The sequence below is a fragment of the Maridesulfovibrio bastinii DSM 16055 genome (assembly GCF_000429985.1).
In the GTDB taxonomy this organism is placed as follows: domain Bacteria; phylum Desulfobacterota; class Desulfovibrionia; order Desulfovibrionales; family Desulfovibrionaceae; genus Maridesulfovibrio; species Maridesulfovibrio bastinii.
The window spans coordinates 20,528-32,903 of record NZ_AUCX01000010.1; the positions used below are offsets into that span (position 1 = coordinate 20,528).

11 protein-coding genes are annotated in these 12,376 nt (G+C 44.8%); 8 read left to right on the top strand and 3 right to left on the bottom strand.

The window, feature by feature from the left end; genetic code table 11:
• Nucleotides 1-34 precede the first annotated feature (34 nt).
• The gene (locus G496_RS0105655) at nt 35-1,597 is read right to left on the bottom strand and encodes a sigma 54-interacting transcriptional regulator (protein WP_027178428.1); all 1,563 of its coding nucleotides are present in this window, start codon (nt 1,595-1,597) and stop codon (nt 35-37) included.
• Between the two features lie 526 nt (nt 1,598-2,123).
• Between G496_RS0105655 and G496_RS18945 the strand changes: the two genes are divergently transcribed.
• Nucleotides 2,124-3,260, top strand: a complete 1,137-nt coding sequence (locus G496_RS18945; RefSeq protein ID WP_051294855.1) for a DUF697 domain-containing protein — start codon at nt 2,124-2,126, stop codon at nt 3,258-3,260.
• Nucleotides 3,261-3,334: 74 nt separating this feature from the next.
• On the opposite strand, the gene G496_RS0105665 is transcribed toward G496_RS18945, so the two are convergent.
• Nucleotides 3,335-4,699: a deoxyribodipyrimidine photo-lyase gene (locus G496_RS0105665; RefSeq protein ID WP_034632519.1), complete on the bottom strand. Its 1,365-nt coding sequence runs from the start codon at nt 4,697-4,699 to the stop codon at nt 3,335-3,337.
• 97 nt (nt 4,700-4,796) lie between these two features.
• On the bottom strand, nt 4,797-5,102 hold the full coding sequence (locus tag G496_RS0105670) for a c-type cytochrome (protein ID WP_027178430.1): 306 nt from the start codon (nt 5,100-5,102) through the stop codon (nt 4,797-4,799).
• A 406-nt stretch (nt 5,103-5,508) separates the two neighbouring features.
• Here G496_RS0105670 and G496_RS0105675 point away from each other — a divergent pair, with 406 nt between their 5' ends.
• The 7 genes from G496_RS0105675 to G496_RS20465 are packed head-to-tail and all read left to right on the top strand — an operon-like array spanning nt 5,509 to nt 12,372.
• Nucleotides 5,509-6,687, top strand: a complete 1,179-nt coding sequence (locus G496_RS0105675) for a radical SAM protein (protein WP_027178431.1) — start codon at nt 5,509-5,511, stop codon at nt 6,685-6,687.
• Between the two features lie 19 nt (nt 6,688-6,706).
• Nucleotides 6,707-7,534, top strand: coding sequence for a glycosyltransferase (locus tag G496_RS0105680; RefSeq protein WP_027178432.1), 828 nt, complete (start codon nt 6,707-6,709; stop codon nt 7,532-7,534).
• Nucleotides 7,535-7,536: 2 nt separating this feature from the next.
• Nucleotides 7,537-8,769, top strand: coding sequence for a nucleotide sugar dehydrogenase (locus G496_RS18950; protein WP_051294856.1), 1,233 nt, complete (start codon nt 7,537-7,539; stop codon nt 8,767-8,769).
• A gap of 12 nt (nt 8,770-8,781) precedes the next feature.
• Complete coding sequence (locus G496_RS18955) at nt 8,782-9,567, top strand: class I SAM-dependent methyltransferase (protein WP_051294857.1); 786 nt, start codon at nt 8,782-8,784, stop codon at nt 9,565-9,567.
• A gap of 13 nt (nt 9,568-9,580) precedes the next feature.
• Nucleotides 9,581-10,492, top strand: a complete 912-nt coding sequence (locus G496_RS0105695) for a hypothetical protein (protein WP_027178433.1) — start codon at nt 9,581-9,583, stop codon at nt 10,490-10,492.
• Nucleotides 10,485-11,198, top strand: coding sequence for a class I SAM-dependent methyltransferase (locus tag G496_RS0105700; protein WP_027178434.1), 714 nt, complete (start codon nt 10,485-10,487; stop codon nt 11,196-11,198). Before G496_RS0105695 ends, G496_RS0105700 begins: the two co-directional genes overlap by 8 nt.
• A 10-nt stretch (nt 11,199-11,208) precedes the next feature.
• Nucleotides 11,209-12,372, top strand: coding sequence for a cytidylyltransferase domain-containing protein (locus G496_RS20465; protein ID WP_051294858.1), 1,164 nt, complete (start codon nt 11,209-11,211; stop codon nt 12,370-12,372).
• Nucleotides 12,373-12,376 lie beyond the last annotated feature (4 nt).

Consider the following 12,376-nt stretch of genomic DNA (forward strand, 5'->3'; position numbering starts at 1 on the left):
CAGGGGGTAGCTGCAAACCTCACCTAAAATTTTATCAGGTCTTGCGTAATGACGACCTGCCCTCACTGACCATATGCTCCAGATTGAATTTTCTAATTCGATACCCGACCTGTCTTGCCGTCAGCCCAAGGTCTTTTGCCGCTTTATACTGAACCCATCCATTTCTTTCCAATGCTGAGACAACTTCATTACGTTCAATCTCGCTTAGTGAAGAACCATTTTCCAGACGCCCGGCACCGTTACTTTGAATCTCCGATCCGAAACCGCCTGAAAGAAAAGGTGTCAAAAATTCAAGCGAGACTCCATCTTCTTCAGCCATCAGGGCCAGACGCTTAATCAGCTCTTCCATTTCCTGAACATTACCCGGCCAGTCATAGCGCATAAGAGCTTCCAGAGCGGGAGGAGAAAAATGGATATTCCGTCCGGAGTGAATGGATATTTCCCGGATAAAATGGTTAAGCAGCCCGGTTATATCGTCCCTGCGACTGCGTAACGGCACAATCTTGATAGGATAAACATTAAGCAGGTAATATAACTCCAGCCTGAATTTTCCGTCTTCAACCATTGCACCAAGATCAGCTGATGAAGTTGCGACTATTCTTATATCCGATGTTCTGAACTTTGTTTCACCACCGTTGCGGACAAAACTTCTGTCCTGTATGAACTGCTGAAGTCTCATCTGTATGTTAAGTGGCAGGGCTTCAACATTTTCAAGAAGCAGGGTTCCGCCATCTGCCTCTTCAAGTGCTCCGGAACTGGGATTGAAAGCTCCGGGGAATGCACCCTTTTCAAAACCGAATATTTCGTGCTCAAGATCCTGACCTAAAAACTCGGCACAATTAACAACCACAAAAGGGCCGCCGCTCCGGTCAGAATAATCGTGGACTGTCCTTGCGGTCAGTTTTTTGCCAACACCTCTTTCTCCGATGACCAGAACCGTAGCATTAGTAGTGGCAACTTTCTCAACCCTGCGTTGAACATCAACCATTACCGAACTTCTGCCAAGGAGATGTTCAAAACGGCCCTCACCAGTCAAACGATTGCGCAGGGCCAGATTTTCGCGCATCAGAAAACTTCTTGATTCACCGGATCTGCATCCGAGGCTGACCGCAAGCTGAACCATCTCGGCATATTCTACCAGCACATCAACATCTTTTGATGTCGGAACTGAATCATTAAAAATTCTATCTACCGCGATAATTCCGGCGTAGTGGCTTTCAACAAAGAAAGGAACTGCAAAAAAACGAATTTCATCGCGGGCCAAAGCAGCTCCACCGCCATTCCAGAGAACCGCACCTGAACTTCTGCCGGTAAGACAGAAAGGACCGGGGGTCTGGAGAACGCGGCGAACCTCTTCCTCACCCATTTTACCCGTACCGAGAGAAAGTTCCTCAGGATTAAAGCCACTGAACACATTATAAGTTGAAATAATTGAGTCCAGATCATAAAGAGAAACAAATCCTTTGGAAGTCTCAAGCTCTCTGCGGAGAACTCCAAGCAACCCGGAAAGCGTTGACTCCAGCTCAAAGAGTCCGTCCAGCTCAATCATGGCCGCCTTCAATACGGAATATTTTTTCTCACACAGATCGTTTTGCATGCTTCATCATTAGCAATGAACATGCCACTGTACGTCTTTTAGATTTTTATTTAATAAATTAAAACAGTTATTAGGAAGACAAAAATATTCTTACATTAACTATTTTAACAATTTTGTATCACTTCAAAAGTGTTGCATTGTATTTTATGTCTTCTTTTACATTATTGTAATTTCTATACAAAAAATAATTCTTTTTGAGCGCACTAAATAAATAGCAAACAAAACTAACCAGTTAAGTTATAAATTATCAGCTATCATACCCAAAAATATGCTTAACTCCCAAAATCAGCATGACTCTTTACTTCATTGTGATTCAGAAGAGTTCAATCAATCTACAAATATGACAAATAAGACACTTAAAACAATCTATTCCGATATAGTAACATTAATACAAAACAGTAAGTTATCATAAAAATATTCAGAAATCAGAATCCACGGGACAGAATTGTACTGCCAGCATGTCAGCCATACAGGTTTACACGATCACAGCGGAAATGTATGTTTCAATTTTCCATAGGAGACTGTCATGAGTAGAGTCCTTTTCCGGGTAGCTGTGGCACTTTGCATATTCTTCCTTTTTGTTTTCAGCATCTTCATGTTCAACCAGTTTACCGGGCTTGCCGATCTTGCCGGTAATTTTTATCCGCAAAGCCGTAACTTTGTTTTATACGGGCTGAGCGGGCTATACCTGTTATTCTGTGTAACCCCGGTAGTAATTTTTTTCATCCGCCCTGCCCCGCTGAGGCTTCCCGAAAATCATACTCCGGCAGAACAGCGTGCATTTTATAAGAAATTAAAAAAGAGGCTCCGCCGAAATAAAATTTTAAAAGCTGAAAAAATCAAAATACGCAACGCTGACGATATGGAAGCAGCTTTCGCTCTGCTTGATGAAAAAGCTTCCAGAAAAACCCGCAAAACAGCCTCAAAAATTTTTATAACCACTGCCCTGTCGCAAAACGGCAAACTTGATTCCATAATTGTTTTCGCAATTCTTGGTAAACTGGTCTGGGATATTTCAAAAATATACAATCAGCGCAGCAGTGCTTCCGACATGATAGCTTTATACAGCAATGTAGCCGCCACGACCTTTTTTGCCGGGGCAATAGAAGAAATGGATATTCAGGCCCAGATAGATTCAATTATGTCTCCGGTTCTGGCAAGCTCGGCTCTCGGTATGATTCCCGGAGCAAGTGGAATAACATCCATAATCACAAGCTCTCTGCTTGATGGTTCGGCGAACGCTTTTCTGGCCCTCAGAATAGGCATTATGACCAGAGACTACTTCAATTATGAAATAAAGCAGAGGGATGCGGCATACCGCAGAAAAGTAATGGCTGAGGCAGGAAAAAATCTGCTGGGCATTGCGGTTGAAGCAACCAGAAAAATTACCGGAGGTTACCTCAAGACAGTGACGAAAACTGCCGGACATACAGCATCAAGTGCGGCAAAATCTGTTTTTCATTCAGGAGCGCAGGCGGTGAAGTTTTCCGCTGAACACGCTGAACGATTTACCAGATACGCCAAAAGAGGACATTCCTGTTCAGAACCGGCCGGGACTGAACCGCCATGTTCTGAACTTAAAGATCAAAGTGAACCTCGCACCAAAAAATTTCTGGAGAAGGTCACTGTTGTAGGCTGGAGAGAAAGATTTTTCAAAAAATAATTAAAATTAGCCACTTCAATTCCAGAAACGAACGGCATCAAGACCGCTAAAAAGTCTCTGCCATAAGAAATCGGCTACCCGAGCTTCATGCCGAGCCAGGTCATTATATATTTGTCGACACTGAATTTACGGCGACAACCGCGCTCATTCATATATCTGATTTTTCCGTATATTTCCCGCTCGGTCCAGCCACGGTCATGCAGGCCGCCCAAAGACCAGAGAATCCCGACATATCCATTGGGATCGCGTCCATCAAGACTATAGCGGTCATTGAGGTAAACAGCTGTTTCAAGGGCTTTCTCGGGGCTTTCGGACCATTCGAGTATTTTTTTTGCCCAGTACATTCGCATATAACCGTGCATTTTTCCGGTTTTCAACAGCTCAGTCTGGGCGGCATTCCACAGTTCGGAATGAGTTGAAGCGTTTTCAAAAGCCTCTGTGTCATAAACATAAACTCTTTTGTCCTGACGATGATCATCAAGGGTTTTACGGGCCCACTCCGCAACACCTTCAAAACTGTCATACCACGAATTATAAAAACAAAAATTATCAGTAAGCTCCCTTCTAACTACGAGTTCTTCAATAAAAGCTTCCACATTCCCTTCACCGGGATTTTTGCATCTTGCGGCTTCATAAGCCACTCGCTGGGACGAAATCTGACCAAAATGAAGATATGGAGAAAGACCGGATTGAGCGTCTTCATTGGGATCATTGCGTCCCTTGTCATAAATTTTAATCCCGGAAGACAAAAATTTTTCAAGTCTCTCACAAGCAGCATCACAACCGGGCTGAATCAAATCAATGGATGGTTCGGTCCCGTAAATACCGGCATAACGGTAAATTTCATCCCAATCATTTTTCGCTGCTTCTTCCGGCGGGTACGGATAATGTTCAAGCTTGGGATAATCTTCTAAAAATTCCGGAAGCCTCTTATGTATTTTCGGCCGGATGGTTCTGGCGGCATATTCCTGCTTAGGTGAAGCAACCCTGCAAGGCACAATATTATGGGCATCAACCTCATAGATACTGCCGTTAAATTCACTGCATAGAGATTTCACCCAGTTATTGAAAATTCGTAGAGGGAAAAAATCAACAATCAGGGTTGAACACGATTGTTCAAGGCAGTAGTCAGCTATCTTTTTATCCGGTTCGCCACAAAGAACCCTGAATCCGATATTCAGATTACGCGCTTTTTCTTCAAGCTCTTTCAGTCCGCTGAGCATAAAATGATATTGTCTGGCTCCGGCGGAAAGAAAGCGTGGAGCGAGGCAGAAAACTATTTCAAGTGGAACCCTTTTTTTAAGAGCCTCTTCCCTTGCATATAAAAGAGCCCAGTTATCTTCCAGACGCTGATCACGACACATCCAGTAAACAACCGGACCGTTACCTTCAGGCCCGAATCCCAGCTGACAGACTCTTTCACTATTCACTTTTTCCACAAGGAAAACCCCGCATTAACACCGACACATCCCAAAGGATAAAAATCCCCTGCAAAGTTTAGCCAATGCAGGGGAAAACATACGTTACGAGCCGGACTTATTTAAAAGTTCCGATATGTTCAGCAAGACCGGGAATTTCGCTTGCGTCAAGTTTTTTCAGAATTCTGGTCATCATACCTTTAGCTTTTCCGCCGTATGAACCATCAAGATAGCCGTTCATCTTTTCCAGAGCACTGGAAGAATCTAGTCCGGCAAGAGCAATGCCACCGGTATGTTTGGTGCCGTCTATGCCGTGGCATCCGGAACATTTAGTTTTATAGAGTGTTGCAGAATCAGCACTGAATGCGACGGAAACTGAAGCTGCAAGCAGTATACAGAAGAAGAGAGCAATAACTTTTTTCATCGAAAAGACTCCTTTAATAAAACAGTTTTTGACAACGCCGATTTGTTTCCAATTTAGCACTTTATTCCGAGAATTGACAACCGTACAATACCAGCGGAAGCACGCCCGGAAAGATTTTCCAACGGTCTTTTTTTTGCATGTTTTATTCTAGCGGAAAATTTATCCGGTTCATTTCCTGAAAAATATCAGCTGACATGGATGAGACTCAGCAAGGCAGCCATGGTTAAGCTGGATAAGATTCAAAGCGGCCGGAAGACTTGACCTGAGCCGGAATTCAGACAATAACCTGTTTGTATCATTTGAATATCAACATCTGGTTTTCCAACTTGGAAACCTGTAAACAAATATAATCAATGCTCGGCAAAAACATCATAAAGACCGGTAACTTCATGGCAGCAGAGAGGTTGTGAAATTGGAAAACTCCAACCAGATACATGAATGGTCCGCAGACAGAAAGTGGAACCCCTTCAACAGTTATAAACTTCTCTCACAGGTCTACCGCTGGAGACTTATAAAGCGCGGGCAGCCTATACCACAGCCGGCTCTGGTTACTGTTGACCCTATAAACAGCTGCAACCTGTCCTGCACGTGGTGCAACGCCGAACATATTCTGCAAAACAGGCGCAACAGAATTTCAGAGAGAGGACTGCTGGAGCTTTCCGAAGGCATGGCAAAATGGAAGGGACATCCAGAATGGCCGGGCGGGGTTGAAGCTGTCTGCATTGCCGGTGGAGGAGAACCCCTGCTGCACCCTGCAACAGGCAGATTCATCAAATCCCTTGTTAAAAATGGTATAGAAGTCGGTATTGTCACCAACGGAACCCGTATCCACGAATTTCTGGAAGAACTGGCCCTGTGTACATGGGTGGGAGTTTCAGTAGATGCCGGAACACCGGAAACCTTTGAGCGTCTAAAAGGCAAAAACCGCTTTGAAAAAGTGGTCGAAAATCTGAAACTGCTCAACAGCTATATTTCAAAACATGACTGCACGCTGGGCATGAACCGTCCGGGATACGGGGTCAGCTACAAGTATCTGCTGCACAGCGGCAACATTGCCGACGTCTACAAGGGAGCCAAGGCCGCACGGGCAACAGGATGTAAAAACTTTCATCTCCGTCCGGCAGGACTCTCATGGGATAAACTGCAAAGCAGCAGTGAAAACATGTTTAATTCCGAAACCCGTGCAACACTGGCTCAGCAGTTGAATTGCGCAAGGGAACTTGAAACCTCCAAATTCAATGTTTTCGGAATAACCCATAAGTTCGACAGCAATCTCAACAAATCAAACATATTCTCTTCCTGCCACGCAATTTTCATGACTGCTGTTTTTATGCCTCCGGCAGAAAATAAGGATGAGCTTTTCCGCACCGGACTATGCTGTGACAGGCGCGGAGACGAACGGCTTGAGTTTCCGCAGGAAATGAAGTCTTTCACTGATGTTGAAAAGGCATGGGGATCGACAGGACATTGGGATATTTACGACAGGATTAAACTTTCGGACTGCCCTCGCTGCACCTATCAGCCGCACAACCAGATATTTGAGCATGTCATTGAAAATGACAGCATGACGTATAAATTTATTTAGGCCGCACAGGAGCCTCAATTTGACAAAACCTCTGGTAAGCATTGTTGTCCCATCATACAATCAGGCCCGCTATCTTCCAACTGCGCTTGATAGCGTGATGTTTCAGGAATACCCGAATATAGAGCTCATTATCTGCAATCACGGTTCAACCGATAACACATCCCGAATAATCGCAGATTTTATAAATTCAATTGAATCCGAAAAGGTCAGTTACCTTGAACGGATGAGTGACGACGGCAGCAAAACCCTGCTCCGAAAGCATGAACTCCGCTACCCCGCAACACGAACGGTAAAAGTAATTGAAAGTCAGGAGAATATTGGCGGAACAGCCTCATACAATGAAGGATTCAAGGCCGCCGAGGGTGAATTCTGCATGTATCTTGTGGGCGATGATTATTTCTTTCCCCATGCGATTTCCGCGATGGTGGATGTTTTTGAAAAGAATTCCGGGCTTGATGTTGTTTATGCCGACACCTTTGTTGTTGATGACGCTGGAAGAATTCTTCAACGCCTTTCAAAACCGGAATACTCATTTGAAAAATGCCTTGCAGACTGGTTTCACCTTGGAGTCTGCCGACTTTACCGCAGAGATCTTCATCTTAAGTGTGGTTATTACGATACTGATTATAGAAATGCCAATGACTACGATATGTTCCTGCGTTTTGCCATGAGTGGAGCAAAATTTCAGCATCTCAACCGGGTTCTGTACGGCCTTAGAAAGCATGATCCTGACAATCCTGACGAACCGGCATCATGGCGTGACAACGGGCACCGCAATCTTATGCGGGAGAGCATAATCTGTGCGGAAAGAGCCAGAGAATGGCTGAAAAGTAAAAGGGAAGCATAAACATGAAAATTTCAGTAATCGGCCTTGGAAAACTCGGTCTCTGCACAGCTGTCTGCTGCGCCCGTGCTGGTTTTGAAACATGGGGCATGGATTTAAAAAAAGATTATGTCGCCCTTATTAAAAATGGCGAAATTCCTTTTTACGAATCAGAGCTTGAAGAAAATCTCTTAAAATACAGAGAGAATCTGCACCTGACAACAGACATCAGCGAGGCTGTTGCCAAAAGTGATATCTCACTGCTGATAGTCCCGACTCCGTCACAGGAAGACGGAGCTTTCAGCAACGAATATCTGATCAATGCTCTCAAATCCATGGGACCAACCCTTGCGGCTAAAAAAACATTTCACGTTGTTGATATCGTTTCTACAGTTATGCCCGGATCATGTGACAATATTTTCAAACCTCTGCTTGAGAAAATTACCGGGAAAAAAGTAGCTGAAGAGATCGGGCTGGCCTACAATCCTGAATTTATAGCTATCGGCAGTGTCTTAAAGAATTTTCTTAACCCTGATCTGCTGCTTATCGGAGAATCAGATCCACAGACCGGTCAGGCTCTTGAAGAAATGTATTCCGCTGTCTGCGACAATAGCCCTCATGTTGGCCGCACCTCTCTCATCAATGCGGAAATAGCAAAACTTTCCATCAACTGTTACTGCACCATGAAAATAAGTTTTGCCAATAATCTCGCCTCAATCTGTGAAAAAGTTGCAGGGGCTGATGCCGGCGACATAACCGAAATTATAGGCCACGACTCCCGAATCGGCGGCAAATATATTCTACCCGGTCTGGGATTCGGCGGACCATGCTTTCCAAGAGATAATGAAGCTTTTATAAATTTCACCAGACAGGCCGGAGGATTTTCCGGACTCCAGCAGGCCGTGGTTGACATCAACAATGCCCAGCCGGGAATTGTGACGGATAAAATCATCAGCCTGTCACCTGAAAACGGAACCGTAGCCCTGCTTGGACAGGCTTATAAACCGCAAACCTATTTAACAGAAAGATCACAGGCTCTGGAGATAGCTTTAAAGCTCTCAGAACACCGCGGTTTAAAAGTTAAGGTTTATGATCCGCTCGCAAAAGAACACGGTCCGTGGGAAACCTGTCAGAGCCTTGCAGAATGCGTTACCGGAGCTGATGTAGCGGCGATACTTACCCCGTGGCCCGAATTCTTCGATACATCATGGCACAGGCTGCTTTGTAAGGGAGCCACAGTTCTGAATCTGTGGAAATAAGGGACTTTTCGGATGAACATTGATCTGAAATACCATCGCAACGGATACGATTACTGGAATAAAACCGTATGCTGTTCCAAAGAAGCCGGGGGTGAACCACTCACTTCCGAATATTTTGCTGCAATGGAAGAGTACAAATACTCACAGGAGCCGGAAATTCAGGCCTTTGCCCAGTTCAGCCGTTATCATGGTAAAAAAGTACTTGAAGCCGGAGTAGGAGCGGGAACGGATTTTCTGCAATGGGTTCGCTGCGGGGCCAGAGCATACGGAATAGACCTGACAGAATCAGCCATAATCCAGACCTCTGAGCGTCTTAAAATATATGGACTACAAGCCGAAGAGCTGCAACAGGCGGATTGTGAGAACCTGCCCTACCCCGATAACAGTTTTGACCTTGTTTATTCCTGGGGGGTCATCCATCACACACCCTCACCGAAAAAAGCCCTTTCAGAACTGGTTAGAGTCACAAAACCGGGCGGGGAATTAAAAGTCATGGTCTACAACCGCCACTCTCTGGTCGCTTTTTATCGCTGGTGGCAGATGGCCCTGCTCAAATTAAGGCCTTGGATGAGCCTCAAAAATGTTCTGGCCAACCACATGGAAAACAAAGGGACACAGGCTTTTACGGAAAAAGAAATCAAAGAACTTTTCCAAAGCTTTCCTCTTGAAATACAAAATATACAAAAATTTCTTACCTGTTACGACCGCAAAGTTCCTTTTTCAGGGTTCTGGACCAGAATTGCAGGAGCTGACAACGCGGGATGGTTTATGGGCGTTAAGGCCGTAAAAAACAAATAAAGGAGCTTTAAATATGAAAGTCAGCCCCGGAAACAGAGATATTACTGTTTATGTCGGTTTTCGCCCTTTTGAAGGCGAATGGATTGAAAAAAATACGGCTGTGTTGAACGGACTTAAATGGCAGGGAGTCGAAGGACTCAAAATAAAATTTGTCTGCTGGCCTTCAGAAGTTTCCACAGCAAGCTACGCTTCCCGGCACGGATATGAAACCGTGGTTGTACCCTGGGTGCGGCATTATCTTTTCTCCGGCCCGCAGCGCAGCTTCAAGGCAATGTTTGAAACCTGCCTGATGGACTGTGATACTGAAATTTTTGTTTATATAAACGGAGATATTGTTCTCGGACCCGGAATTCTGGAATGGATTCAAAATAATGTTGACCACTCCACCTTATTCAGTCTGCCGCGTCATAACTGGGAATTCAGCAGACAGCTTGAATCTGCAAAAGACTTTGAAACGGCCTTTTCCGAGTCTGTCCCGGAAGAGTGGACCGCCCTTGATATTTTTGCAATGCGCGCCACTGAAGCCCGTAAAAATTTCATTCCCTTTCCGCCGTTCCTGCTTACTGCCGGATCAATGGATTCGTTCATTCTTGTAAATGCCGCACACATGGGCTGGAAAAGGGTGCTGATTCCGCCCGACATCTATCACATGCTGCACATTGAGCATGAGTTCAGCCATCCGCTTAAGCCTGGAGCTTCACCTGACAAATATGCCAAATGGGCTTTCAACTGCGGCGTTTACGAAATGGCCACCCAGAAAATAGCCCCTGAACATCTACAGAACGCAACTCTCAGCAGTTTCAGCGGTGCTGAAAGATATAAATTCAAATATCAGTTACCAACCCGTGATTACCAGACTCCTGATGAATGTTTAAACAGTGACGGACAGACTGAGAAGCCTGAAAATGGAAAATCTGATGAGTAATGACATCCTGAAACATAATCTTGAGAAATGGAAAACACTCCCTGCCGGTGAATGGCGCAGAAATGTTTCCGATCTCTACGCGCTTGAAGACGATGAACTTGCAACGGCCTACAATTCATTCCGTACTTTATGGGACAGAGAAAGAGGCTGGGAGCATGAACGCTACGGCAAAATGTTTTCAGGGCGTGAGGTGCTGGAGGTAGGCAGCGGTCTTGGCTATGATGCACTGACAATGTCTAAAAAAGCAGCATCATGGACCTGTGCGGATATACTTCAGGTGAACATTGATTTTGTTGCCCGTATGGCCGCACTCACAGGCTCAGAAAACATTTCGACCCAACTCCTTGAAGATATCGATTCCCATGATTTCAAAAAATCTTTCAACGGATTTTATGCTCATGGAGTTCTCCACCACATACCTTTTGATATCGCATCCAGACAGATGGCTAATATATCAAAATATCTTGAGCCGGGGGCCAAAGCTGTTTTTCTGATGTACCCGAAAGCAAGATGGGAGCATGCCGGAAAACCTGCTTTTGAAAATTTCGGAATAAGCACAGACGGGGAAGGAACACCGTGGGCCGAGTGGTATGATGAAGAAAAAATTTTGAAACTGGTCGGAGATGATTTTACTCTGGATAAGAGTATCCCCTGGGGCTGGAACAATATTGAATTTATAAATTTCGAACTGACTAAAAAACAATAGGGACCAGACCATGAAATTAGGCGCGCTTATTCCGGCCAGAATAGGGTCCAAACGTCTGCGCAAAAAAAATATCCTAAACCTCGGCGGTAAACCCCTGCTCTGCTGGAGCATAGACCCGCTGCTGGAAGCGGATATTTTTGATGACATCACCGTCTCAACCGAATCAGAAGAAGTGGCAGATGTTGTACGCAATATTTATTCGGAGAAAGAAGTCAAAATACTGATGCGCCCGGAAGAGCTGGCCGGTGATGACTCCAGTCTTGACGCGGTTCAGGCTCACTACCTTGAAAATAGACTTGATATTGAATGGTTCGGACTTTTCATGCCGACATACCCTTTCAGAAAAAAAGAAAAAATCCATGATGCGGTAAGAGCCTTGTATTCCGGTTATGCCTGGCGGGTTATCTCAGTAAGGGCAGATGAAAACTGTTCTATGGATTATTACTACCCCAAGGATGACGGAGTGGGACTGTTTTTTCAGATGCAGCCTTTTTTTGCTGCAAATAACATTTCCACATATATGTTTTACCAGCGCAATATGATTGGTGAACTCTGGGCCAAAGCAGGCATGACCAACACTGAAAGGGTCAGAAAAATATATGCAGATGTTGAAGAATGTATTGATATCGATACTGCTGCCGACTTTAAAATAGCTGAAAAAGTAGTGTCCGGTTACAAACCTTTTTTCCGTAAACCAGTTTTTTCTGAGCTTGGAGACTGGACTCTGATCATGCCGGAAGGAACGGACATTGAAGGTTACAAAAAATATCTGGCCGGGTATGATATGACTGATATGAGCACACCTATGCTCTTTCTTCAGGAAGCCCGCCTTCCGGTCTCAACCTTCAGATGTTTTGACGGCATCAGGCGTTCATACTGGATGAGCGAAAAAGCCGTAAATTACATGAACTACAGCAGGGCCAAAAAAACGGGCAACAATGCCTACATCCCTATTCACTACACCAACTCGAAGCATTACAGACTGCTTAGGAATATGCATCCTCAAAACCCTTATGACCCTCCGACCGATTGCGATAAAGACGGGATCATGTTCGGCAGCAATTCCGCAGTGCCGAAAGCCGTTCCACAGGACCGGATCATCTTTCAGGAAAAAGTGGAAACAGAACCGTGGTATGTCGACCCTCTGGACTTCGTAAAATCAGCAGCTGATTAAGGCT